We start from the raw sequence: 24577 nt of genomic DNA, 5'->3' as shown, positions 1-24577 counted from the left end.
AAAACCCGCAGAACGGCAGCCCGTCTCTCAGTTGTTGATTTCCTCGGGTTTGACCCAGACCACGAAGTCGTCGTCCTGCCGGACGATGCCTCGGACCGACCCGCTCTCGACGCTCTCGTCCACCTCGTCGGTGTCGATGCTGACGACTTGGTTCACGGCGTCGATGAGCCACCCGACGTTCCCCTTCTCGTCGTCGTCGGACTCGAGGACGACCACGCGCTCGCCCGTCTCGGTCTCTTCGAGGTCCAGCACCTTCTTGGGGTTGATGATGGTCGTCGTGATGCCCCGCAGGTCCATCACGCCCTCGACACGTGGCTCGGAGTTCGGGAGCGGTGTCAGTTCGTCCTTGTCCACGATTTCGTCCACGTGAGCGATGTCGATGCAGTACTTCCGGTCCTCGAGCCGGAATTCGAGAACCTGAACGCCGCCGACTGTCTCTGGCATGTTCGGAGCGTCCCGCGGCGACCACTTTACTGTTCCGACGCCGACCACTTCGAGTCCGTTGACGGGTCGCCTACGGTACCTTTTTAACCCACGTTTTCAAACGCGGTAACTGATGGAGGCCGTGGAACTGCTCCGGGTGCTCGGCAACAAGTACAACGCCGAGATACTCCGCGCCACGAACGAGCCGATGTCGGCCCAGGAACTGAGTGACGAACTCGAAATTCCGATAGCGACCAGCTATCGTCGCATCGAGGAACTCACCGAGGCCGACCTGCTCGAACTGTCGGGCAGAGAGTTCTCCGACGAAGGGCGGCGCACGAAGGTCTATCGACGTAACGTGGACGCGCTCGAATTCGCCTTCGAGGAGGAACACATCGACGTGTCCGTGGACGACCGCCCGGAAGTGGACAACTCGCTGGCGGACGTCTGGCGCGACCTGAAAGCGGAATGAGCCGACGCTCCCCCGGAGACCGCCGACCGACTTCCCGTCGATTCGGACGCCGCTCGTCGGCGGGCGGCCTCTCAGCAGAGGAAAACCATGCAAACAATTGAACTGCTGTACGTCGTGTTTAGCGTCACTTTAGCAACTGCCGGTCTCTCGATGGTCGGACTCGCGGTCCGAGCGTACAACCGAACGTCCCGACAGGCGATGTTCCACCTCTCCATCGGGTTCACGCTCATCGTCGCGGCCGCGATAGCGACGACCGTGAGCGCCTTCGTGACCCGATTCGAACAGACTCGGATACTGCTGTCGGTCAACTATCTCATCACGACCGTCGGGTACCTGTTCGTCATCTACAGCATCACCGCGACCGAATGACTCTCCCTGATCGACGTTCTCTCGTTCCGACCGTTCGACCGCTACTGACGTTACGTATCCGATTTCAGTACTTTCAATATACCCAATATCAGGTCTGATAATCTCGGCCGTAGTTTTATTACGGAGCTTCGTTTCGTTCCGCATAGAGTCCGTAGTCAATGTCACATTGACGTTCGGACAGGACGTGAGAAAATGAAAGAAAAAATCAAAGAACGGCTAACTGACAGAGGTCAAGTCGGTATCGGTACACTCATCGTGTTCATCGCGATGGTGCTCGTCGCGGCAATCGCAGCGGGCGTGCTCATCAACACGGCTGGATTCCTCCAGACCAAGTCCGAACAGACTGGTCAGGAGTCCAGCGCGCAGGTCTCGAACCGTGTGCAGGTCGTCAGCGCGTTCGGTGACGTGGCCAACGAGAAAGTCGAACAGATCAACCTGACGGTCATGCGTGGCTCCGGGTCCGCAGACATCAACCTCTCTGCGGCCACCATTGAGTGGATCGGTCCGAACGAAGCGAGGACGCTGGTCCACAACACCGCCAAGCCCGACACGCTGAACGGCACCGAGTTCGGCGTCAGCGCCATCAAGGACCCCGACGGCTCCGAGCCCGTCCTCAACACACAGGACGACCGCTTCAAGATTACGATGGATGCCACTGCCATCCGCGAAAGTGGGACCGGCCTCGGCGAGGGCGAGGAAGTCAAGCTGAAGCTCACTACCCAGTACGGCGCAGTGACGCTCTACCGCGCGAACGTGCCCCAGTCGCTCTCCCAAGAGAGCGCGGTCACGGTCTAACTCGCATCGCTTCCAACTGACCTTCCTCTCCGTTTCGACCGCGTAACACAACGTTTTTTCTCGGCTCAATTCCATCGGTCAGTCGTGACTTCGCTGTTCGAACTGGAAAAGACGGGCGACGTGGACCAACTCACCTCGCTGTTGGCGAAGAGCAACAGCGAGCCAGTCCGTCGGCGCGCGGCCGACATCCTAGGAGAAGTAGACGCTCCCGACGAGAAGGTGTTGGACCCGCTCGTGACGGCCGTCCAGGACGACGACAGCGAGGAGGTGCGCGCGGCGGCGATCGACGCGCTCGACCAGCGCCACGCCGTCGAACGACTCGTCGCCGCGCTGACCGGCGAGGAGGTGCCGACAGAGGGGGCAGAGTGGGCGCGGGCCGAGGCGCTGGTCGAGACGCTCTCGGCCGACCAACCCGAACTTCGGATGGCGTCGGCCAACGCGCTGGGGCGCATCGGGAACAAGGCCGGGACGAAGGCGCTGGTCCGGCGACTCGGCGACCCCGACCCGCGGGTTCGAGCGCGCGTCGCTCGCGCTCTCGGCCGCGTCGAAGACCCCCGAGCGGTGTCGGCGCTCAGGAAACGATTGGGCGACGACAGCGTCGAGGTCCGTCGGGAGGCCGCCGACTCACTCGGTCGCATCGGCGGCGACGAGGCGCTGTCGGCGTTGCTCGACCTACTGAACGACGACAGCGAGACGGTTCGGCGCATCGCGGCCAACTCGCTGGGCAACTTCGGGAGCGCGAAACCGCTGGACGCGTTGGTGTCGCTGCTCTCCGACGAGAACGAGGCGGTCCGGCGGGCCGCGGTGTTCTCGCTCATCGAACTCCTCTCGAACGCACCGGGCCAGCAGAGCCACGAACTCCGCGAGCGGATGGTCGAGAAGTTGAGCGCGACCGACCACCGGAGCGTCGTGGACTCGCTGGTCGATATCCTGGACCAAGGCACACAGGCCCACCAGCGCCGGAACGCGGCGTGGTTGCTCGGCCGCGTCGCGGGCGACGACAACCGCGAGTCCGCGATTCGGGCGCTGGCGTCCGTGCTGGACGACAAGGACGGGATGACCGCGCAGTTCGCCGCGACGAGTATCGCCGAAGTCGGCGGCGAAGTCGCGGAGGACGCGCTGCTCGAAGTGCTGGACGACCCGGAAGCGAGCGGCGACGCGCGGGCCAAAGCCGCGTTCACGCTCGGCAAGGTCGGGGGCGAGCGCGCGCGCAGACGCCTCAACGAGATTATCGACGACACCGACGACGAGGACGTCCGGAAACGCGCGTTCTCCGCGCTGTCGAAACTGGGCGGTCGTGGGTAGTCGCGTCGAGGTGTCGGTGGAGTCGTCGCGGAGGAAGTCGTCGCGGAGGAAGTCGTCGCGGAGGAAGTCGTCGCGGAGGAAGTCGCCGCGGGGCGGGGTCGTCGAAGATTCGCTGGCCGCCCGTCGCCGGTCACCCGTCACCGGTCGCCGAACGCCCGAGGCGGCGGACAATCGGCGCGAGCGGACGAGGTTATCGCGCGTGAAATTTGAGTAAAGCTTTATATCCGGTTGGTGTCTCTTTCCGGAATAAGATGGTCCGGGACAGGCTGCTGAAAATTTTAACGAGTTTACGTAATGCGGAACGACACGACGAACACCAACGAAACGTGACGTTCGACGGAGGCACGCAGACCGGAGACGTGTCCGTCTCGTCGGGAGGAACGGTCACGCGATCAGAGCTCTCCGACACGTATCGGGACGCCGACGTGAGCGACGACCTCCAACAGGCCCAAGCAGTCCACCTCGGACAGGTACTCGACGACCCGAAGGCGGCGGCGGGCGACGCCACCGACCTCGGGCGACGCCACGCTGCCGCTTCGGTCCCCGCAGAGACGTTCGCCGGCACCTACGGCGTCGGCGTCGAACGACTCGTCAGCGAGACGTTCGAGCGACTCGAACACCGACTCGGCGCGGGCAACGAGGCGGTCGCCGAGGAACTCGCTCGGGCCGAAGACGAACTCCAGTCGGCGCTCTCGGCGACGATGGCCGACATGCAGGCCGGACTCGGTGCCTACGGGGCGGCCGGGGCGAGCGATGACGAGGCCGAGGAAGAACTCAACGTGGACGACGACGACCTGCTCGACGGCATCGGCGTCCCGGTGTTCATGCTCGACACGGAGCGGAGCAAGGTCGCGGCGTGGAACTCCGCGCTCGCGGAGCTCACCGGCGTCGAATCCGAGGAGGCGCTCGGACTCGAAAACGCCAGCGAGGCGTTCTACCCGGACGGTCGCCGCGTGAAGACGCTGGCCGACAAGGTGGCCGAGGCCCCCGAGTCGGCCCACACCGAGTTCGACGTCGAGAAGGCAGACACCACGCGAACGCTCTACACCGACGAGGGCGAGATGGTGACCCGCGACGGCGAGGAGCGCAAGATAGAGTTTTCGGCGATGCCGCTGTACGACGACGGCGACCTCATCGCGGTGGTCGAGACGGTCCGCGACCGCACCGAGGACATCCACCGACGGGAGGGCATCACCTCGCTGGTCGAGGAACTCATCGGCACGCTGACCGCGATGGAGATGGGCGACCTCTCGGCCCGTGCCTCCTTCGAGGACGAGTACGACGTGGTGGACGAATCGCTGATAGAAGTCGTCGATCAGGTCAACGCGATGGCCGAGCGCTTCGAGGCGCTGACCGAGCGCGTCGGCGAGAAGGCCGACGAACTCGAAAGCTCGGTCGAACAGGCCGCGGAGTCGGCGGAGACGATAGACGAGCGCGTCGATTCCCAGACCGAACAGCTCTCGGAGGTCGCCACCCAGATGGAGAACTTCTCGGCTAGCATGGAGGAGGTCGCGGCCAGTTCCGACGAGGTCGCCTCCGCCGCCGAGCAGGCGAAGGCGTCGGCCGACAGCGGTCTCGAATCCAGTCAGGGCGCGCGCGAGGCCACCGACGAGGTCATCGAGATGAGCGACGACCTCGTGGACACCGTGACCGAACTCGAATCCCAGATGGACGAGATAGAGGACGTGGTCGAGGTCATCGCCGAGGTGGCCGACCAGACCAACCTGCTCGCACTCAACGCCAACATCGAGGCGGCGCGCGCGGGCGAGGCCGGAAGCGGGTTCGAGGTCGTCGCCGACGAGGTGAAGGAACTGGCCAACGAGACGCGCGAACACACCGAGGAGATAGCCGAGCGCATCGAGGAGATACAGTCCCAGGCCAACGAGACCGTCGTCGCCGTCGAGGAGTCCAACGAACAGGTCAAGTTCGCCGGCGACGAGATAGAGGACGCGCTGGTCGCGCTCGAAGAGATCGCCGACGCGGTCGAGGAGGCCGCGACCGGCGTGACCGAGGTCGCGCAGGCCAACGACGAACAGGCCGCAAACGTCGAGCAGGTGATGGCGACCGTCGAGGACGTGCGCGACCAGACCCAGCAGGTCGAGAACGCGACCGACGACATCGTGGACGCGACCCGCGAGCAGACTCGGGCCATCGAGGAACTCTCGTCGCGGGTCGACGACATGCGAAGCGAATGACTGCCGCGCGCTGCCATGACCCCACTCAACCGCCCTACCGCGACCGCGCTCGACCGCCGCCGACGCGAACCACTGTGCCGAGACCGTAGACACGACTCATGAGCAACGAAGGCGAGCACAAGATAACCGACACGAAGGGGAAGTTCCTGCAGGTGGTCAAGAACGGCCGCAAACTCAACGACCCCGACTGGACCAGCGGCCGCATCCTGCTGTCGAACAAGCGCATCGTGTTGGCGGGCAACCAGGGCAAGCGGTCGATTCCGCTCTCGAAGGTGGACGGATTGAAGGGGCGCTACGACGTGAATCAGGCCGTCGCGTCGGTCTCGGACTACCTCAGCATCGAGTTCGAGAACAACGTCCTCCTGATTGGCACGAGCATCGACATCGACGAGTTCGAGACCGACGTGTACGGCGCGTTGCTCAACCAGAAGATGATCCTGACCAAGCACCCCGCGGTCGAAGGGGGCGTGATCCAGGACACCGACTGGGAGAAGGCCCGCATCAAGATCACCGAGGAGATGGTCAACGTCGCCATCGCCTCGGGCACGTTCGTCGGCATCGAACTCGACGATATCGGCGGGGTCGATAGGGCGACCCGGACCGTCAAGGGCGAGCAGCGGACCGTCCTCGAAGTCGAGCACACGCAGGGCGACACCAGCGTCCAGACCTACATCTCGGGCCAGACTCGACGGTGTAGCCTGCTGGAGTCGCTGTTGAAGAAGGGCGAGCGCAAGAACGAGGGCGGCGTCGAACTGGACGAGACCGAGAAGGAGGTCCTGATGGCGCTCTATTCGGGCGTCTCGTCGTTCGAGATTCCCGACTTCCTCGGGATGGACGTCGACGAAGTCGAACGCATCTTCGAGCGACTCATCGAAGTGGACGTACTGGAGGAAGTGCGCAAACGGCGCGAAGTGAGCTTGAAGACTCGCGGGCGCAACATCGCCAGCGAGTCTATCAACGAGAAGTGACGCTTTCGGAACAGGGAAAGGGCAGACGTTCCTCAGGGAAAGGGAACTCGTTTTCTACCGACTTCGAGAGGTGTAGTTTTCGGTGACGAGGTGAGCGTTCGGTGACGGAGTGAACGTTCGGTGAGAGTCTCGGGTCGCGCGCGAGCATGCGCGGGCGAGACACTATGATACTGGGCGTGTCCACCGACCACGTAAATTGGCCGAACGCACTCGTTCTCAGTCGCTCAGCCCCTTCGCCTCGGCCAACGCTCGAAGCCCGTCCTCCAACGACACCGTCGGTTCGTAGCCCAACTCCTCGCGTATCTTCGAGACGTCGGCCTCGCTGTGGCGGATGTCGCCCGGTCGCGGCTCGACGTGGGTTATCTCGGCGTCCGAGTCCGTCACCTCGACCACCGTCTCGGCGAGTTCGTTGACCGTGACGCTGCTGCCCGTGCCGACGTTGAACGGTTCGCCCACGCGGTCGGTAGTCGCCGCCAGCATGTTCGCCCGAACCACGTCGCGAACGTGGACGAAGTCGCGGGTCTGTTCGCCGTCGCCCTCGACGGTGAGGGGACCGTCGTCGTCGGCCTGCTGGAAGAAGACGTTGACGACCGCGCTGTACTCGGGGTTCTGTCGCGGGCCGTAGACGTTGAAGTACCGCAGGGGGACCGTCTCCAGTCCGTAGAGGTCGTGATACCGGCGGGCGTAGTGGTCGAGCGCGAGTTTGTCGATGCCGTAGGGCGAGGTGGGTTCCTTCGCGTCGGCCTCCGCGACCGGCACCGAGTCGGGGTGGCCGTAGACGGCGGCCGACGACGCGAGGACGACCCGAGCGTCCTCGTCACGGGCCGCTTCGAGCAGGTCAACGGTCGCGGCGGCGTTGACGCGGTTACTCTTCGAGGGGTCCTCGACGGACTCCTCGACCGAGACCAGCGCGGCCTCGTGGAACACGAGGTCCGCGCCGTCCATCGCGTCGGCGAGGGTCTCCGAATCACAGATGTCGCCCTCCACCAACTCTGCGCCGGCGGGGACGTGTTCGCGCGAGCCACCGGAGAGGTCGTCGAGGATTCGCACGTCGTTGTCCGCGACGAGCGCCTCGGCGAGGTGGCTTCCGACGAAACCGGCACCGCCGGTTATCAGCACCGTCTGGTCCGATACACCGATGTCGTCGTTCGCGGGCGACTCGAAGGTCGAACCGTCGTTCATGGTCGAACCCTCGACGCGGGCGGGGAAATATCCGGGGTTTCGGTCGCTTTCGTGCTCGGAGTCACGTTTCGGACACCCTAATCCATGTAGCCCAGTCCCTTGAGTCGGGACTCGACTTCGTCGTAGTCGGCGTCGTGGGCCGCCGTGGCGTCTTGCTCGTCGAGCGTTCGCTCGACCACGTCGCGGCGCGCGGCGTCGGCGTCAGGGTCGAACACCTCCGAGAGGACCCGGCCGTCGGCCGCGGCGGGGACGGCTTCGCCGACGCTGTGAAGGACCGTCGGAGCGACGTCGGCGACGGTTGCCGCCTCGGGCGCGCTTCCGGCCTCGACCGAGGGACCCCACGCGAGGAAGACGCCCTCCGAGCGGTGGGTCGCGTTCATGTCGCTGTCGGTGAACACCGACTCCGACAGGGAGTTGCCGTTCAGATACCCCTCTTTCACCCGGCCGCGGACCACGAGGTCGGGCGAGTCGTCGTCGGTCTCGAACACCTCGTCGCCGTCGTAGACGTTCATGACGCGCTGGCCGGTCTCGGGGTCTTCGAGTCCTTCGAGCGCGTCCCGAATCTCGGCTTTGACTGCAGGGACCTCGTCGGGAGCGACGATGCCCTGCTCGAATCGCTCGGTGTCGTTGACGTAGAGGTTCCCCTCGCCGTGGGTGAACGCGACCGTCTCGGTGAAGTCCACGTCGTAGAGCGCGTGACTGCCGGGGACTTGGGACGCCACCGACTCGATGACCGACTCGGGCAGGCGATGGTAGAGGTCTTCGATGGTGACCCCCGCCGTCCCGAGGAGGCTCTCGACGCGGTCTTTCGTCAGACCGAGGCGTTCGAGCGCGCCGCGGCCCGACCCGGACTTCCGGGTGAGATACCCCTCGCGTTCGAGGAACGTGTTCGTGTGGACGTAGGTGTCGATGGGACCGAATCCGTGGTCCGAGACGACGAAGAGGTTCGCGCCGTGGCACTCGACGTAGTCGAGAACGTCGCCCAGTGCGTCGTCTAACTCCTGATAGTGGTCGAGGAGTACCTCCTCGTCCCAGACGAGGTGCTGGATGCGGTCGGGCGCAGTGAAGACGAAGAAGAAGAGCCGCCAGTCCTCGACCGTCATCTGTTTCTCCAGCAGTGCCCGCTGGCTGGCGACCAGCGTCTCGAAGTCTTCGAGGAACGTCTCACGGTCGTCGTGGTACTCCTCCCACGGGAGCCCGATTCGGTAGTCCGGAATCTCGTCCAAAATCTCGTCGGCTAGCTCCGGCGGATGGGTGAACCCCTCGTCGAACTCCGGCGTCATCATCCCCGTGACCATCTGGCCGTCCACGTCGTCGGCGGGGTACGTCATCGGGACGTTGCCGACGACCGCGGGCGAGAGAACGTCCCACAGCTCCGGCCGGGCGAGGTCGTTGCTGGTGTTCATCTCGTTCGTGTAGTCGGACTGCACCTCTTGGAAGGCGTAGACCCCGTGCTTGTCGGGCCACGTTCCCGTGGCGATGGTCGGCCACGCCAGCGCCGTGGTCGGGGGCTTCGTGCTCTCGAGCGGTCCGGCCGACCCCTCCTCGACGAGGCGAGCGAAGTTCGGGAGCTCGCCCTCGTCTATCCAGTCTTCGAGGAGATACCACGGTACGCCGTCGAGCCCGAGAACGAACGCCTTGTTCGGGTCTGTTGATTTCGCCGACATAATTTGTAGGTGCGGGACTCGCCCGCTTCGTGGTGGTTCGCAGGCCCGGAACGGCCTTTGTTATACCCCGTCTGCCGGCGATTACGAGGCGTCTGTTCCGGCGTAGGCGGCGCGTTCGACGGCTGTTCCAGTCGGGCGCGTGGTGGTTGTACCAGTCGGGTGCGTTCGATGGCTGTACCAGTCGGGCGCGTCGGCAGTCGCCGACGCGCCCGACCGCACTCCCGACGCTCGTCGGCTACGAGAGCACCGAGGCGACTCGCTTCGGGTCGAGGAGACCGCCCGCGACCGAGAGCGCGCCCCAGACTGCAATCCCGACGAGGACCGACCCGGCGACCGCGACGACGCCGGAGGTCGCGTTCAGCGCGGCGTAGACCGCGACCGACATGGCTCCCGCGACCGCGCCGACCGCCGCGAGGTGGCGGGCGAGTCGGCGGACCGACAGCGAGAGTTCCGAGTGGATGATGGCGACGTTGACCGCGGTGTAGCCGCCGAAGGTGACGACCGTCGCGGCCGCGGCACCGACGACTCCGAACCGGGGAATCATGACGAGGTTGAGCAGGAAGTTCCCGATGGAGGTCGCGCCCTTGGCGTAGGCCCGCGAGCGCGCCCGGCCGAGGTAGTCGAGCGCGTCGCTGGTGACGAACGCGATGGCTTGCAGGACGACGTACCCCGAGAACACCTGCAAGACCTGCGCGGCGGGCCCCATGTCGGAGCCGAAGATGAGCGTGATGGTCGGCTCGGCCACGAGGACGATTCCCGCCGCGGCGGGCACGTAGAGAAGCAAGGTGTACTTCAGCGTCGTCTCGTATATTTTGGCCGCGCTGTCGGTGTCGCCGCCGGCCTTGTGTTCGCCGTAGGTCGGCGAGAGGGTGAAGCCCAGCGACGCCGCGGGCGTCTGGACGAACCCGACGATCTGTTTGGCGAGGTAGTAGTAGCCGACCGCGACCGGCCCGATGAAGTAGCCCACGAGGATGGTGTCCACGCGCTTGTCGATGACGTTCGCGCCGCGGGTGACGGTCAGCGGGACGCTGTATCGCAGGACTTTCCGAGCCAGCCCGTCTTCCGGAGCCTCGGCGCGCTCTGCGTCGCGGAACGCTACGACGTATAGGAGGCCGAGACCGAGCGCGGCACCGATGCCGTAGCCGACGATGTAGCCAGTCAGCGCCCCCATCGCGCCGCCGAAGACGACGACGAACAGGACCGCCAGCCCGAGCCGCGAGACGGTGCCGACGGTTCGGATGACGCTGCTGTACGTCACCAGGTTGAACCCTTGGAAGAGTATCTGGGTGAACGTGAACAGCGAGTGGACCACGACGTAGCCCGCGCCGGCCACGAGGAGCGGCGCGATGTCCGGTTGGCCGATGAGTTCGGCGACCTGACTGCCGAACAGGACGAACCCGCCGGCGACCAGCGCGACGGCGATGATTCGGTAGACGAGCGCGGCACGGACGACGTAGGGAACCTGTCCGGGGTCGTTCTCGCGATACTCCGTGACGTAGCGCGCGGCCGCCTTCCCGATGCCGAGGTCGCCCAGTAGCTGCGCGACGCCGAGGACCGCCACCGCCGACCCGAGCATGCCGTACTGCCGACTCGACAGCAGGTAGCGCACGAGGACGACCATCAGCAGGCCGCTGGCGACCATGTGGAGCAGTCGCGCGCCGAACGTCGCCTTCAGTCCGCGGGAGATGCGTTTCAGGTCCATATCAGCTCGTCTCGTTTATCTGGTACATCTGGAAGCCCCCGTTCGCCTGTACGCGGTTCAGTCCGGGCGCGCCGTCGAGCGACCGGAACCCGGACCGGTCGAAGCGCAACTCGTTGAACACCCGAACTTCCTGTTGGCGCTCGCGGTCGGTGAACGCCAGATACCGGTCGTCGTAGTGGCGCGCGACGTATCTCCCGGTGAAGTTCTCGCCGGTCGCAGGGTGGGTCTCCGACGCGTAGAGGCTCCCCGCGCCCAGCGTACGACTCCGACTCTCCTCGTAGCCGAGTATCGCGTCGGTCCAGCGCTCGCCGGTGCCCCGGACGCCGAGGAACGGCGACGACCCGCGGTACTCGATGGCGTTCTCGTAGCCGGTCATCTGGGCCTCGCTGACGTGGCTCGAACTCTGGTACATGTACGGCGACTGGTACAGCGTCGGCACCGACGCCGCGAGCATGACGACGAAGGCGACCCCGACCAATGTCCGTGCGCTCCCCGACGACAGCGACGTTCGCGTCGAGAGCAGGTCGAGTCCGCGGGCGAGCGCGACCGCCCCGAGAATCGTCACCAGCACCATGATGAAGCCCAACTGCCGGAAGTGGAGTTTCTCGTAGCTGACGATGAAGTACGCCGTGAACAGCCCGAACAGCGGAATCAGCGCCAGCCCGAAGTACCGCGAGAACGCGGTCAGGTTCGACTCCTCGACGCGCCCGAGGAACCCGCCGAGGACCAGCAAACCCGCGAGCGCACAGAACACCACGCTGACCGAGAACAGTTTCAGGAAGAGTATCTGGATGGAGCCGCCGACCGAGGCGACCGACCCGGCTGCCTGAGTGGTGTCGGTCCCCAACTGGAGGCCGCTGGACAGCATGCTCAACAGCGCGGAACTGGCCCCCGACGCGCGCTCGTGGCGGGGCGTCCACACCGCGAACACGCCCGCGAGGAAGACCGCTTGGAGCGCGAACGTCCGGTGGTTCGTCGCCTCGCCCCCAACGAATCGGGCGACCAGTTGGAGTCCGACGATGGCCGCGAAGACCACGAGGACGTTCGCGGCCTGCTGGGGGTGGACCAGCACGACCGCCGTCGAGGCCACCGCCAGCACCGCGCCGGTCGGCGTCCCGACCGGTTGCTCGTCGCGGTCGGCCCGCGTCAGGTAGCGCGCCGCCAGATACAGCACCAGCGGGAGGAACATGATGGCCTGCGTGGTCGGGTGGGGCATGTCGAAGACGCTGATGTTGTTCACTGGCATGAACAGCAGTCCCGACAGCGCCGCCAGCGCGGTCGCGCGCCGGTCGCGGGTGATCGCCCACGTCGTCAGCGGGAGGAACAGGAGGAACGTCGCGGTGAACGCCATCACCATGACGAGCATCGCGCGGGGGAGTTTCATCCCCGTCGCGTCGGCGAGCATGATCGCGATTGAGTGCGTGCCGGGGTACAGCAACTGGACGACCGGCAACTCGCCGGACGCGATGTCCTTCGCCCACCCGAGGTGGGTCAGCGAGTCGCCCGCGCCGAAGAAGTAGTACGACCGCAGCACGGGCAGCGAGGCGACTGCGAGCATCCCGACGCCCCCGAGGACGAGCGCCAGTCGCCGGGGCGTGCCCGTCGCCCGCAGTCCGACGAACACCGCGACCAACAGCGCCGCGGCGGTTCCGAGCCAGAACGCCGGCGGCGTGCCGGCGTATATCGAGAGTTCGTACGCCTCCGGGGGCGAACCGTGCGCGACGAGTATCGCCGCCGCGAGCGAGACGAACCCGACCAAAAGTGCGCCTTTCTCCCATCGCTGAGACGAGTGCGTGTCCGAAGCCATGTGTAATCAGACCGCGCCCAGACGAGCGCGTCGTTACCTCCACACGTCCCCGCGTTCGGGCTTTGTTATGGGCCGCCTGAGGCGACGTAGGGGGTGAGAACAGCCGGAAGGCCTGTCGTTGCCACGAGTCCGTCCCGGCGATCGGTCGGCGGGTTCCTTTCGACCTCCCCGGCCGCTGGAAAGTTTGGTAATCCTTATCACCGTACGGCACCGAGTAACTGGTAGAAACCCACTAACGAAACGGAAGTGGGCGACCACACCAATGACCGAGAAATACGACAGCGCGAACGGCCGCGACGACGACCGGGGGACCGACCGCTACGCCGCCTTCAAAGACGGTGGTGGCGAAGTCGTCGTCTACGACACGAAGAACAACGCCGCGTGGGTGAAGTCCGACGCGGCGGTCGTCGTCGAAGAGATGGTCTGACTCTTCTTCGCGGGGCGACCCCTGCTGTCCATTTCGAGGAACGACCCCGCTGTCCATTCTGCGACGAATCGACGGCTCGCGGAAAAATAGTGACGCTATTTACTGCACTAGTTTGTACGCTCGCTTGGCGACGTTCATCGCCGCGCCGGACGACTCCACGACGTAGTACGGCTGGAGGTCCGCGCCGAACTTCGCCTTGTAGCGACAGAGCCGCTCGGTGTTCGCGCCCATCAGGTCGTACTGCGTGACCGACTCGACCGGCGGCTCCTCGACGATGTCCTCGATGAGCCGCCAGTGGATGAGGCTGTTGACCGCCGTTCCCTCGTAGATGGCCTTCGCGCCGCCCTGCCAGAAGTAGGCGTGGTCGTTCGAGTACAGCGCGGTGATTCCCGAGAGGTACTCGCCGTCGTCGTCGCGAGCGACGTAGGCCCGCGCGCGGTCCTCCTCGGCCAGCGCCTCGAAGAGATCCCGGACGTAGGCCCACGTCAGCCCGAAGGGTTCGTCCTGCTCGGCGAACCGCTCCTTCGTCGCGCGATAGACGTCGCGGGCACCCGAGACGCCCTCGCACTCGACGGTCACGTCCAACTCCTCGGCGTCACCGATTTCTCGGCGGAGGCTCTTCGAGAAGGACTTGCGGACCTCCTCTGTCCCACGGTCTTCGAGGTCGAGGAAGTACGTGAAGTTGGGTTCGACCTGTAGATTCCCCCACGCGTACGGTCGGGGGTCGCCGTAGGCGGCGTTGCACTCCATCCGGAAGAGAGTCAGTCGCGAGTCCACGTCGAGGGTGTCCAGCACGCGCTCGGCCGTCGGCGACTCGACGCCCGCGTCGGCGAGCCGTCGGTCCAAGTCGAGGTCGGTGCCGACCTGCTGGAGGACCTTCTCGGTGAACTCGTTGTTGACTTTCTCCTGCTTGCGTCGCTTGGGGCTGGTCGGCATCAGAATCGGTCCCAGCCGGGGGATGCCCATGCTGGGCGGCGGCGACGTGACCGCGGTGCCCACCGACTTCTGCTGGACGAAGACGGGCAGCAGCGCGATGGGCTGTTGACCCTTGAACCCGCCGAACAGCTTCATCTCGGCGTCCGCGTGTCTATCGACCACTTCCAAGGCCTCCGGGCGGTGGAACACTTCGAATCCGTCGCTCGGCAGCGCCGACTCCCACTCCGACAGTTCGAGTTGCTCGACTCTCATTCTGTTGACTCCGTGTTGGGGTGGGTTTTCACTTTGTTATCCTCCGCCTGCGGACGCCGTAGGTCGCTCCTGTGGTGGTTTTTCGCGTTCCTTTCCCTCGACTCGGCCGCCCCACCGTCGGGTTCGGGGTGCTCCATCAGCTCGTAGTAGTCCCGCGGCGGCCCGACCCACGCGCCCATCTCCAGCGCGCGCTCGACCAGTCGGCGGTAGAGTCGGCGCTGGCCGGGGAAGTCCCGCTCGGTGAACAGCCGCGGGTGCCAGAGCGCCGACATCACCGCGCCGTTCTCCGCGGCCTCCGACAGCAGGGCCTCGCACTCGGCCCACGCCGCCGCGAAGTCGTCGCCGGGGTCGGGGAGCGCGGCCTCCATCACCGTCAGCGGGAAGACGACGAACTCGTCGTCGAACGGTCGGCGCGGCAGATACCCGTGGTCGAAGCCGGTGGTCTCGCTCGACCCCGGACTGGCGTCGTAGCGCAGTCCGATATCGCGGTGGTGGTCCCACGTCTCGGCTCCGCGGTTCAGGTGGTGCTGGCGGCCGCCGACCACCGGCTCGCCGAGGGCTTCCTCCAGCGTCGCTTTCTCCATCCGGAGGCGGTCGCGGTCGTCGTAGGAGTCGTACGAGCCGTGGAGTCCGACCTCCCAGCCGCTCGCGTGGAGGCGGTCCAGCAGGTCGAGCATCTCGGGAGTCTCTATCTCGTAGCGCCCGAACTGCTCTATCCAGTAGAAGGGGTCGAGCCAGTCGCTCGGCGAGCGCTGCAAGAGGTGCTTCTCGCGCAGGAAGTAGAACGCCGACCTGACGCCCAGCGAGTCCTCCAACTCCATCACCTCCTCGAACTGCCACCACGGGTTCCGACCGGGCAGGAGGTCCAGCAACTGCCGGGGGTCGCGATGCTCCACGGCGTGGTACGCCGACTGGATCGTCTTGTACGGCCGGTCCACGTCGTGAGTCAGCAGGAGCGCGAACTCGTGGTCCGCGACCGCCTTGGGGTCGCCCGCGACGCGGGGGTCCGCCGACGTCCCGGCGTCTCGGTCGTCGCGTTGGGTCGCCGAATCGCCGTCGTCAGGCATCGTCCAACAGGTCGGTGATTCTGGCAGCGGCGTCGCCGTCGCCGTACGGTCGGGGCTTGTCGCCCGGCGGGTCGGCGTCGTCCAGCGCCCGGCGGATGGCCGTCTCGTTCGCGCCGACCAACTCGTTCCAGCCGGCTTCGACCGTCTCGCGCCACTCGGTCTCCTCGCGCATCGTCACGCAGGGCGTGTCGAGGAAGAACGCTTCCTTCTGGACGCCGCCCGAGTCGGTCGCCACCACGTCGGCGCAGTCCTGCAACCGCACGAAGTCGAGGTAGCCCACCGGCTCGACGAGCGTCAGCCGCTCGCGGGCCTCGTCGTACATTTCGTATCGCTCCATCCGGTTTATCGTCCGCGGGTGGGCGGGCAGGACGACCTCTCGGGGATCGCCCGCGAGCGCGTCGAGAATCGCCGCGAGGCGGTCGGGGTCGTCGGTGTTCGCGGCGCGGTGAACCGTCGCTAGTACGTACTCGTCCGGCTCGACGCCGAACTCCGACAGAACCTCGGAGTTCGCTTCCGCTCGCTCGCGCGCCCAGAGGACCGCGTCGTACATCACGTCGCCCGTGTCGTGGACCGCGCCCGGCACGGACTCCTCGCGGAGGTTCGCCACCGCGCGCTGGGAGGGCGCGAACAGCAGGTCGGCGGCGTGGTCGGTCAGCACGCGGTTTATCTCCTCGGGCATCTCGCGGTTGTAGCTCCGGAGTCCGGCCTCGACGTGCGCGAGTCGGGTGTCGGCCTTCGAGGCGGCGATGGCGGCCGCGAGCGTCGAGTTGGTGTCGCCGTAGACCAGCACCGCGTCGGGTTCGACGGTCTCTATCTTCTCGCCCAACCCGGCCAGCATCTCGGCGGTCTGGTCGCTGTGGTTCGACGAACCGACGCCCAAGTTGTCGTCCGGCTCGGGGATGCCCAACTCCTCGAAGAACACGTCGGACATCTCCTCGTCGTAGTGCTGGCCGGTGTGAATCAACACCTCGTCGTGGCGACGCCGGAGTTCGCGCGAGACCGCGGCGGCCTTGATGAACTGCGGTCGCGCGCCGACGACGGTGAGGACCTTCATCGCTCGTCCTCCTCGTCGCGGTCCGGGACGCGGAGCGGTTCGCTCTCGGCGGCGTCGAGGGTGGCGGTCAGCGTTCGGAAGAGTCGTTCGACCGGCGTCGCCGCGCGGGGGTGGCCGGTCGCTCGGTCGCTTCTGAACAGGTGTATATTTCTTTTAGCGGTATCCATATTGTTTTGAAATAGCTCGATGTTTCTTCGTGGTCGAGGGTCGTTGCGTCGTTTTGCGGGAAGCGCGACCGTCGGGTCGGGGAGTCGGCGGCCGCCCGACGACACGCCCGTCGCCCGGTCCGGCAGTGAACCGCCGGACCGGGCGACTCGCTTCGAGTCGCGGACCGACGCGCGGCGTCGGTCCGCGACGGGTGGTGGTCCGGAGTCCGGTCGTTCGGAGCGCGGTCCGCTCGGCGGCGGGGGTCAGCGAGAACCCGTCGCGACCCGCTCGGCGAGCGGACCGCCGCGTCGGACCGGACCTCCCGCATCGCTACCCGCTCCCGACGGTGTAGACGCGGTGGTCTGTCGCCGCGAGGTCGAGGCTCTGGCGGCCGTCCACGACCACCAGCGGGTCGAAGCGCTCCCACTCGATGGCGTCGAACTCGCTGTGGGGCGTCACCAGCACCACCGCGTCGGGTTCGCGGTCGTAAAGCGCATCTTGCGATATCTTTTCGAGGTCGAAGGACTCGGCGTCGTCCAGCATCGGGTCCACGCCGAGGACCGTCGCGCCGAGCGCCGAGAGGCGTTCTGCGATGGGTTCGGCGGGCGTCGCGCGGGTCTCCTCGACGCCCGGCCGGTAGGTCAGGCCGAGGACCGCGACGGTGGCCTCCTCGGGCGATTTGCCTTCGGCGTCGAGTTCGCGGGCCAGCGTCTCGACGGTGAACTCGGGCATCGAGTCGTTGACCTCGCGGGCGGTTTCGAGCAGCGGCGAGTCAGTCTCGAAGCCGTTGATGACGAAGTAGGGGTAGTAGGGGATGCAGTGGCCGCCGACGCCGGGACCGGGCGTGTGAATCTCGCAGAACGGCTGAGTGTTGGCGGTCGCGATTGCCTCGTTCACGTCGATGCCCAACTCGTCGGTCAGGGTGGCGAGTTCGTTCGCCAGCGCGATGTTCACGTCCCGGTAGAGTCCCTCGAAGACCTTGACGGCCTCCGCGGTCGTCGCGTCCGAGACCGCCAGCACGTCGTTGTCGGTGATTTCGCCGTAGACGAGTTCCGCGACGCGCGTCGCCTCGTCGTCCGCGCCGCCGACGACCTTCGGGTACGCCCCCCGGATGTCTTCGAGCGCCCGCCCGCTGGAGGTCCGTTCGGGGCAGAACGCCAGTCCGAACTCGTCGTGGCCCGCCGCCTCTGCGAGGAGGGGTTCGAGCAGGTCCTCGCAGGTCCGGGGCGGGACCGTACACTCCACGACCACGAGGTCGCCGGGGTCCAACCCCGACCCGACGTCCTCGGCGACCGACTTCAGGATGGAGAGGTCGGCCTCGTGGTCCTCCGTGATCGGCGTCGGGACGATGACGACGTGGACCGCGGCGTCGGCGGCGGCCGCCGCCGGGTCGTCGGTGGCTTCGAGCGCACCGCGCTCGACCGTCTCGCCGACCAGTTCCGGCAGGCCGGGTTCGCGCTTGACGTGGCACTCGCCGGCGTTGACGGTCTCGACGACCTCGGGGTCCACGTCCGCGCCGACGACGTTGCCGCAGGTGTCGGCGTACACCGCGGCGAGCGGCAGGCCCATCTTGCCGAGTCCGTACACCGCGACGGGGACTCGCCCGGTAAGGAACGCCTCGCGCTGGTCCGCGGTCGGAGCGTCGTTGCCGTAGAGGTGCGTGAGTTCGTGCAGGCTCACCGGGCGCTCACCTCCGGTTCGGGCCGCTCGTCGGCGGTGTCCCCGGCCGCCTCGTGAATCTCGCGCGCGACTTCGAGGACCCGCAGGCCGTCCTCGCCCGAGACCACCGGGTCGCCGTCGCCGGTCGCGGCCGCGACGAACGCCTCTAACTCGTTCTTGAGCGGTTCGCCGGTCTGGACGGTCGGCCGTTCCACGATGCTCTCGTGGCGGTAGCGCACGTCGCCGTTGTCCTCGATGTACTCCGGGAGCGAGTGGCGGTGAATCTCGACCGACCGGTCGATGTAATCGACGTTGACCCGACAGCTCTCGGCCGTGATGGCCAGTTTCCTGACGCGCTGTTGGGTCACTCTGCTCGCCGTGAGGGAGGTGACGGTCCCGTCGGCGAAGGTGAGGTCCGCGGTCGCGTACTGGTTGTTCTTCGCGCCGTGGGCGGTGACGGTCTCGGGCGACTCGCCGAGCATCGCCAGCACCACGTCGATGTCGTGAATCATCAGGTCCAGCACCGCGCTCTCGTCCACCTGCCGGCCTTCCGGCGGCGGCCCGAGTCGCTGGGCGTCCACGGCGATGACGTCCAAGTCGGCCACGATGTCGGCCAGCGCCCGAATCGCGGGGTTGAACCGCTCGACGTGGCCGACCTGAATCGTCACGCCCGCGTCTGCCGCGCGGTCGATGAGTTCCCGGCCGACCTCGGGGTCGTCCACGAATGGCTTCTCGACCAGCACGTCCACCCCGCGGTCGATGCAGTCGCGGGCCATCTCGGCGTGGAACTGGGTCGGTACCGCGATGGAGGCGACGTCGGCCGCCTCGAGGAGCGCGTCCATCTCTAACGCCGTCGTCCCGTGGTCGGCGGCGACCTCGCGGGCCTGTTCGTCGTCCACGTCGAAGACGCCGACGAGATTCGCGGTCGGCAGTTCGCTGTACACCCGCGCGTGGTGGCGGCCCATGCTCCCGACGCCGATGACCGCGGCGTTCGTCACGTCGGTCGCGTCGTTCGCTTCGTCGGTCGCGTCGCTGGTAGTGTTGGTCGCGTCACTCGGGTTGTCGGTCGCATCATTCCGGTCGTCGCTCTCGTCCGGGGGTTCAGCGTTCATACTCTTGGATTGCGGAGACGATGGTTCGGAGGTCCTGTTCGGAGACGTTCGGATGCACCGGGAGCGACAGCGCCTCGTCGGCGGCGCGCTCGGCGACCGGCGCGTCGTGGCTCACGCCCTCGTAGGCCGGCTGTTCGTGGATAGGCGTCGGGTAGTAGACGCCGGTGCCGACGCCCACCTCGTCCAAGTAGTCGGCCAGTCCGTCGCGCTCACTGGTCCGAATCGTGTACTGGTGGTAGACGTGCGTCCGGTCGTCGGGTTCGGCCGGCGTCTCGACTGCGGCGTCGGCCAGCGAGTCGGTGAGGTACGCCGCGTTCGACCGCCGGGCCGCGTTGTAGTCGGGCAGACGGTCCAACTGGACTCGGCCGATGGCGGCCGCGATGGAGGTCATCCGGAAGTTGTGGCCGACCCGGACGTGTTCGTAGCCGCCTTCGGGCGGTCGGCCGTGGTTCACGAAACTGCTGGCTCGCTCGGCCACGTCGTCGCGGTCGGTCGTCACGACGCCGCCCTCGCCCGTGGTCATGTTCTTCGTCGGATACAGCGAGAAGCAGGCCGCGTCGCCGAGCGACCCGACCGGTCGGCCCCGGAACTCCGCGCCGTGGGCCTGCGCGGCGTCCTCGACGACAGCGAGGTCGTAGTCGTCCGCCACGTCGAGCAGGTGGTCCATCTCGGCCGGGAGACCGTAGAGGTGGACCGGCAGGAGTGCGGCCACGTCGTCGCGCTCGCGGACGACCTCCTCGACCGCGACCGGGTCGAGGTTGTACGTCTCGGGGTCGATGTCGGCGAAGACCGGTTCGGCCCCGGCGAGGCGAATCGCGTTCGCGCTGGCGACGAACGAGAACGGCGTCGTCACCACCGCGTCGCCCGGCCCGATGCCGAGCGCCTCGAAGGCGGTGTGGAGCGCGGTCGTCCCGTTGCTCGTGGCGACGGCGTGGTCGGTCTCGCAGAGCGCCGCGAACTCGTCTTCGAAGGCTCGGACCTCCGGCCCGTCGGCGATGCGGCCCGACTCCATGACCTCGCGGACGCGCTCGATTTCGCGCTCGCCCATCTCGGGGTCGGCGATGGGGACGCTCATGCTATCTCGTTCCCCCCTCGCAGCTCCTCGGGCAGTTCCCGGAATGCGGCGGGCGCGCCCACCGCCAGCGTCTCGGGCGGCACGTCCTCGGTCACGACCGCTCCGGCCGCGACGAACGACCCCTCGCCGACGGTCACGCCGGGCAGCAGGGTCGCGTTCGCGCCGACCGAGACGTGGTCTTCGAGCGTCGGCCCCTCCAACTCGTACTCCTTCCGAATCGGGTAGGCGTCGTTGGTCAGCACCGCGTTCGGCCCGACGAACACCTCGCTGCCGATGGCCGTGTTCGTCGGCACGTAGACGCCCGTCTGGAGGCTGACGTGCGACCCGATAGCGGTCGTCCCGTCGATGACGGTGTTCGTGCCGACCACCACGTCGTCGCCGACGGCGGTGTCCTCGCGGACCAGCACGCCGTGGCCCGTGGTGAAGTCGTCGCCGATCTCCACGTCGGCGTAGACGATGCTGCCCGAGCGAATCGTCGCTCGGTCGCCGATGCGCGGCGGTCGGGCGTCCTCGCGGTGGCGGTGGCCGACCGTGGCGTTCGGCGAGACCGTACAGTCCTCGCCCAACTCGGGGGCGAGTCGGTCGTCGCGCTCGGACCGCGCGTCGGCCTTAGCCACGCTGGCTCACCTCCTCGCGGGAGCGGGAACCCAACGTAACGTTCGCAGTCGGTAGCGGAATCATAGTCGGTCGATTGCCCGGTCGTATCGCCGGACGGCGCGCCGGGCGTTATCGAGTCAATGACCTGTATTCCTCTTTGTTATACGGCGCCTTGAAGACGAGTAGACCGCTCTTATCGGGACTCTCGACCGGTTCTTCCGGAGATAGCGCCCTCGAAGTGACTTCCCGGTCGCCAGACCGGTCGGGGCGCGTTATCGTGACCGTATCGGTGCTTCCCCCCGACGTATCGTCGGACTACCTCGCGACAGTACGTGGGTAACAAAGTGCCAACGCGGTAATATCGAGGGTATGCGGCGGTCTCACCTGCGGACATCCTCCCGACCCGGTGGCTCCGAGCGCGTATCGCCTCCGACGACCTGCCGACCTCCGGGGGAGTATGTCTCGCGCTGACGAGCTCTCCCAGGACGAGGTCTTCGAGGTTCTGAAGAGTCCCCGACGTCGGTACGCGCTGTACTACCTCCGACAGGAGGGCGGCGAGACCGAACTGTCGGATCTGACCGAACAGGTCGCGGCGTGGGAGAACGAGACGACTCCCGCGGCGCTCTCGACCGAACAGCGCAAGCGCGTGTACATCTCCCTCTACCAGACTCACCTGCCGAAACTCGACGAGGCGGACATCGTGGAGTACGACCGCGACGAGGGAGTCGTCCGACTCGGCGACCGGGCTTCGGACCTCGACATCTATCTGGGCGACGTGTCCCGCGAGGAGTTCCCGTGGGACCGGTACTACCTCGGACTCGTCGGTGCGAGTTCCCTGATGGTCGCGGCGGTCTGGCTCGACGTGCCGCCGTTCGGCATGATTCCCGGACTCGTGTTGGCGACGCTCATTCTCGTGGTGTTCGGCGTCTCGGCTATCGTCCACTACTTCAGGTACAGGCGCGGCGGCAACGTCGGCACCCCGCCCGAGATACATCGCGTCAACGGACAGGAGAACTAGATGTTCGGAACGAGCGGCGTACGCGGACGAATCGGCGACGAAGTGACCTGCGACCTCGCGCTGGCGGTCGGGCGAGCGCTCGCCAGCGAGGGGTACCGAGACGTCGTGGTCGGCAGAGACGCCCGCGAGAGCGGCCGGATGCTGGCCGACGCCGCGGTCTCGGGCCTCCGGGAGTGCGGCGCGGACGTGATTCGCCTCGGCGAGGCGGCCACGCCCACCGTCGCCCGGAGCGTCGGCTGGCGGGACGCCGACGCCGGCCTGATGGTGACCGCCAGCCACAACCCGGCCCCGGACAACGGACTGAAGCTCTGGAACCCGTCGGGACAGGCCTTCGACGAGCGCCAGCGCGAGGCCATCGCGGCCCGCGTGCGCGAAGAAAAATACGACCTCCGCGCGTGGGACGGTCTCGGCGAGGCGACGACGTGGGACGACGCCGACGAGCGCCACGCCCGAGCGGTGACGAGCGCGGCCGCACCCGGCAACTGCTCGATAGTCGTGGACGTCGGTAACGGCGTCGGGCAGGTCACGGCAGAGGCGCTCCGGCGACTCGGCCACGACGTGCGGACGCTCAACGACCGGCCGGACGGATCGTTCCCCGCGCGCCCGAGCGAACCGACTGCCGAGAACTGCCGGGGTCTCTCCCGGTTCGTCGCGGCGACCGATGCCGACCTCGGTATCGCGCACGACGGCGACGCCGACCGGATGCGCGCGGCCACCGAATCGGGCGAGTTCGTCGCGGGCGACCTCCTGCTCGCGCTGTTCGCCCGCGAGGCCGCGAACCCCGGCGACGAGGTGGCGGTCCCCGTGGACACGAGCCTTACGGTCGCGGACTGCCTCGAAGCGCAGGGCGCGTCCGTCTCGCGCACGCGCGTCGGCGACGTGTACGTGGCCGAGCGCGCGACCGGCGGGGGCGTCGCCTTCGGCGGGGAACCCAGCGGCGCGTGGATTTGGCCCGGCGAGACGCTGTGTCCCGACGGTCCGCTGGCGGCGTGTCGGCTCGCGGGACTGGTCGCCCGCCGCGGGTCGCTCGACCGACTCGTCGGCGAGATAGAGACCTACCCGCTCGAACGCGGCAACGTCGAGACCGACCGGAAGGCGGCCGCGATGGAGCGCGTCCGCGAGCGACTGCTCGGGACGTACGACGACGTGAACACCTTGGACGGCGTGCGCGTCGGGACCGAGGACGGCTGGTTCCTCGTGCGCGCGAGCGGGACCCAACCCCTGATTCGGGTGACTGCCGAGGCCAGAAACGAGGAGCGCACCGAGAAGTTGTTCGCAGAAGCCGAAACCACCGTCGAGGAGGCGATTCGCGCGGTCGAGCGTGCCAGCGCCGAGGGGGAATCCGAGCGCGCGAGTCGGCGGAGCTAAATCCGGTCCACGACGTCGCAGACCGACTGAGCGTCCGCGACGATGAAGGCTTCGTCGCGGAGCATCTCTTCTTCTTCGGGGAGGAACATCAGGTGACCCCGGTCGTTCTTCTTCGCGCGGATGACTTCCCAGTCGTCCAGTTCGTAGCCGAGGTCGTCGGGTTCGGGGTCGCGGGGGACTTCCTGCCACCCGTCCGTCTCGGAGTGGGCGTTCTCAGGAGCCATTCTGCACCTCCGCGCCGGACGCGGCGCGAGTGGAGGGGGTCGATTCGCCCGTGAAGAGGGTCGCACCGGAGGGTATCGCGCCAGCGGAGGGCATCGTGCCGGTGGAGGGCGTGCCAGCGGAGTTCGGTTCGGACGAGGCCGCAGTCCCGCGCCCGGCGGCCGTCGCGGCCGGCCCCGCGTGCCAGCGGGCCGAACGACGGTCGAGGAGGGCCGTTTCGGATTTCGAGTCGCGTGCCGTAACGTCGCGTGCCATGCACTCTTCAATGCATCATTACCACTTGAAAAAGGTACCGACTTAGGTTCAATGCTAGCTTGCCGATTTAAGTATAATGGCCGAACGGTCGGGCCCGCCCTCTCCCGCCGACACGCCGCCGTTCGGACCGACGCGCGCACCTACTATAAGTCGTTCCTCGCCGAAACCGGTCCGTAACTGGGCGTTTCCGGCCCGTCGGTTTGCGGAACGGAACGAAACGGTCGCTCCGGCGATAGTCGAGACCGGCAGATAGTCGGAGCTGGCCGATAGTCGAAACTGGTCGGTAGCCGAGGTCGGCCATCGGTCCGCCGGTCGGTCGCTCTCGATAACTGGGAAAAGCTGAACGTCGAACCGAGCGAGAGCGGACGAGAGGAGTTCGGAAGTCGGACTGGAAACCCCGGACTCACCGAGAGAAGATGCGGTCCGCGACGAGCGAGAAGGGGAGCCGCGGAGGGGAACTGCGGAGATGAACTGGGGAGGTGAACCGCGGAGAGTCGTGGGGA

24 protein-coding genes are annotated in these 24577 nt (G+C 66.9%); 9 read left to right on the top strand and 15 right to left on the bottom strand.

Annotation, left to right across the window (positions count from 1 at the left end; all coding sequences use genetic code 11):
* Positions 1–27: 27 nt before the first annotated feature.
* The gene (locus tag M0R88_RS18185) at positions 28–444 is read right to left on the bottom strand and encodes a chemotaxis protein CheW (RefSeq protein WP_248654831.1); all 417 of its coding nucleotides are present in this window, start codon (positions 442–444) and stop codon (positions 28–30) included.
* Positions 445–556: 112 nt separating this feature from the next.
* Between M0R88_RS18185 and M0R88_RS18180 the strand changes: the two genes are divergently transcribed.
* The 6 genes from M0R88_RS18180 to M0R88_RS18155 all read left to right on the top strand — a co-directional run bounded on the left by M0R88_RS18180 (position 557) and on the right by M0R88_RS18155 (position 6527).
* A complete protein-coding gene (locus M0R88_RS18180) occupies positions 557–895 on the top strand; it encodes an ArsR/SmtB family transcription factor (RefSeq protein WP_248654830.1) in 339 nt (112 codons plus the stop codon).
* Between the two features lie 87 nt (positions 896–982).
* The gene (locus tag M0R88_RS18175) at positions 983–1264 is read left to right on the top strand and encodes a DUF7521 family protein (protein ID WP_248654829.1); all 282 of its coding nucleotides are present in this window, start codon (positions 983–985) and stop codon (positions 1262–1264) included.
* Positions 1265–1456: 192 nt separating this feature from the next.
* Positions 1457–2059: a flagellin gene (locus M0R88_RS18170; RefSeq protein WP_248654828.1), complete on the top strand. Its 603-nt coding sequence runs from the start codon at positions 1457–1459 to the stop codon at positions 2057–2059.
* Positions 2060–2143: 84 nt separating this feature from the next.
* Positions 2144–3364 (top strand): HEAT repeat domain-containing protein, encoded by a 1221-nt coding sequence (locus tag M0R88_RS18165; RefSeq protein ID WP_248654827.1) that lies wholly within the window; start codon positions 2144–2146, stop codon positions 3362–3364.
* Positions 3365–3690: 326 nt separating this feature from the next.
* Positions 3691–5559: a methyl-accepting chemotaxis protein gene (locus M0R88_RS18160; RefSeq protein ID WP_248654826.1), complete on the top strand. Its 1869-nt coding sequence runs from the start codon at positions 3691–3693 to the stop codon at positions 5557–5559.
* A 98-nt stretch (positions 5560–5657) separates the two neighbouring features.
* Positions 5658–6527 (top strand): CheF family chemotaxis protein, encoded by an 870-nt coding sequence (locus tag M0R88_RS18155; RefSeq protein WP_248654825.1) that lies wholly within the window; start codon positions 5658–5660, stop codon positions 6525–6527.
* A 216-nt stretch (positions 6528–6743) separates the two neighbouring features.
* On the opposite strand, the gene M0R88_RS18150 is transcribed toward M0R88_RS18155, so the two are convergent.
* The 4 genes from M0R88_RS18150 to M0R88_RS18135 form a co-directional block, all read right to left on the bottom strand.
* A complete protein-coding gene (locus tag M0R88_RS18150; RefSeq protein ID WP_248654824.1) occupies positions 6744–7709 on the bottom strand; it encodes an NAD-dependent epimerase/dehydratase family protein in 966 nt (321 codons plus the stop codon).
* 77 nt (positions 7710–7786) lie between these two features.
* Complete coding sequence (locus M0R88_RS18145; protein ID WP_248654823.1) at positions 7787–9376, bottom strand: alkaline phosphatase family protein; 1590 nt, start codon at positions 9374–9376, stop codon at positions 7787–7789.
* A 235-nt stretch (positions 9377–9611) separates the two neighbouring features.
* Complete coding sequence (locus M0R88_RS18140) at positions 9612–11078, bottom strand: oligosaccharide flippase family protein (protein WP_248654822.1); 1467 nt, start codon at positions 11076–11078, stop codon at positions 9612–9614.
* 1 nt (position 11079) lies between these two features.
* The gene (locus M0R88_RS18135) at positions 11080–12885 is read right to left on the bottom strand and encodes a hypothetical protein (protein ID WP_248654821.1); all 1806 of its coding nucleotides are present in this window, start codon (positions 12883–12885) and stop codon (positions 11080–11082) included.
* Between the two features lie 262 nt (positions 12886–13147).
* Here M0R88_RS18135 and M0R88_RS18130 point away from each other — a divergent pair, with 262 nt between their 5' ends.
* On the top strand, positions 13148–13312 hold the full coding sequence (locus tag M0R88_RS18130) for a DUF7331 family protein (RefSeq protein ID WP_248654820.1): 165 nt from the start codon (positions 13148–13150) through the stop codon (positions 13310–13312).
* Positions 13313–13411: 99 nt separating this feature from the next.
* On the opposite strand, the gene M0R88_RS18125 is transcribed toward M0R88_RS18130, so the two are convergent.
* The 8 genes from M0R88_RS18125 to M0R88_RS18090 all read right to left on the bottom strand — a co-directional run bounded on the left by M0R88_RS18125 (position 13412) and on the right by M0R88_RS18090 (position 21180).
* On the bottom strand, positions 13412–14500 hold the full coding sequence (locus tag M0R88_RS18125; RefSeq protein WP_248654819.1) for a GNAT family N-acetyltransferase: 1089 nt from the start codon (positions 14498–14500) through the stop codon (positions 13412–13414).
* Positions 14497–15567 (bottom strand): polysaccharide deacetylase family protein, encoded by a 1071-nt coding sequence (locus M0R88_RS18120; RefSeq protein WP_248654818.1) that lies wholly within the window; start codon positions 15565–15567, stop codon positions 14497–14499. Before M0R88_RS18120 ends, M0R88_RS18125 begins: the two co-directional genes overlap by 4 nt.
* On the bottom strand, positions 15560–16621 hold the full coding sequence (gene wecB / locus M0R88_RS18115; protein ID WP_248654817.1) for a non-hydrolyzing UDP-N-acetylglucosamine 2-epimerase: 1062 nt from the start codon (positions 16619–16621) through the stop codon (positions 15560–15562). The genes M0R88_RS18120 and wecB overlap by 8 nt, the downstream gene beginning before the upstream one ends.
* The gene (locus M0R88_RS18110; protein WP_248654816.1) at positions 16618–16788 is read right to left on the bottom strand and encodes a hypothetical protein; all 171 of its coding nucleotides are present in this window, start codon (positions 16786–16788) and stop codon (positions 16618–16620) included. The genes wecB and M0R88_RS18110 overlap by 4 nt, the downstream gene beginning before the upstream one ends.
* A gap of 310 nt (positions 16789–17098) precedes the next feature.
* On the bottom strand, positions 17099–18448 hold the full coding sequence (locus tag M0R88_RS18105) for a nucleotide sugar dehydrogenase (RefSeq protein WP_248654815.1): 1350 nt from the start codon (positions 18446–18448) through the stop codon (positions 17099–17101).
* Positions 18445–19539: a Gfo/Idh/MocA family protein gene (locus tag M0R88_RS18100; protein ID WP_256468572.1), complete on the bottom strand. Its 1095-nt coding sequence runs from the start codon at positions 19537–19539 to the stop codon at positions 18445–18447. Before M0R88_RS18100 ends, M0R88_RS18105 begins: the two co-directional genes overlap by 4 nt.
* Positions 19529–20614 carry a DegT/DnrJ/EryC1/StrS family aminotransferase gene (locus tag M0R88_RS18095; RefSeq protein ID WP_248654814.1) on the bottom strand — a complete coding sequence of 362 codons (1086 nt, stop codon included), beginning with the start codon at positions 20612–20614 and terminating at the stop codon, positions 19529–19531. Before M0R88_RS18095 ends, M0R88_RS18100 begins: the two co-directional genes overlap by 11 nt.
* Complete coding sequence (locus M0R88_RS18090; protein WP_248656732.1) at positions 20611–21180, bottom strand: acyltransferase; 570 nt, start codon at positions 21178–21180, stop codon at positions 20611–20613. Before M0R88_RS18090 ends, M0R88_RS18095 begins: the two co-directional genes overlap by 4 nt.
* Before the next feature lie 488 nt (positions 21181–21668).
* On the opposite strand from M0R88_RS18090, the gene M0R88_RS18085 reads away from it, so the two are divergent.
* Positions 21669–22229, top strand: coding sequence for a DUF7344 domain-containing protein (locus M0R88_RS18085; protein ID WP_248654813.1), 561 nt, complete (start codon positions 21669–21671; stop codon positions 22227–22229).
* On the top strand, positions 22230–23597 hold the full coding sequence (gene glmM, locus M0R88_RS18080; RefSeq protein WP_248654812.1) for a phosphoglucosamine mutase: 1368 nt from the start codon (positions 22230–22232) through the stop codon (positions 23595–23597).
* Here the strand turns inward: glmM and M0R88_RS18075 are convergent.
* Complete coding sequence (locus M0R88_RS18075) at positions 23594–23821, bottom strand: hypothetical protein (protein WP_248654811.1); 228 nt, start codon at positions 23819–23821, stop codon at positions 23594–23596. The genes glmM and M0R88_RS18075 overlap by 4 nt on opposite strands.
* On the bottom strand, positions 23811–24074 hold the full coding sequence (locus M0R88_RS18070) for a hypothetical protein (RefSeq protein ID WP_248654810.1): 264 nt from the start codon (positions 24072–24074) through the stop codon (positions 23811–23813). Before M0R88_RS18070 ends, M0R88_RS18075 begins: the two co-directional genes overlap by 11 nt.
* Positions 24075–24577 lie beyond the last annotated feature (503 nt).

The sequence above is a fragment of the Halorussus gelatinilyticus genome, assembly GCF_023238445.1.
Classification (GTDB): Archaea; Halobacteriota; Halobacteria; order Halobacteriales; family Haladaptataceae; genus Halorussus; species Halorussus gelatinilyticus.
The sequence above is the reverse complement of the archived record's forward strand: the minus strand, read 5'-3'. Positions and strand labels throughout refer to the sequence as shown.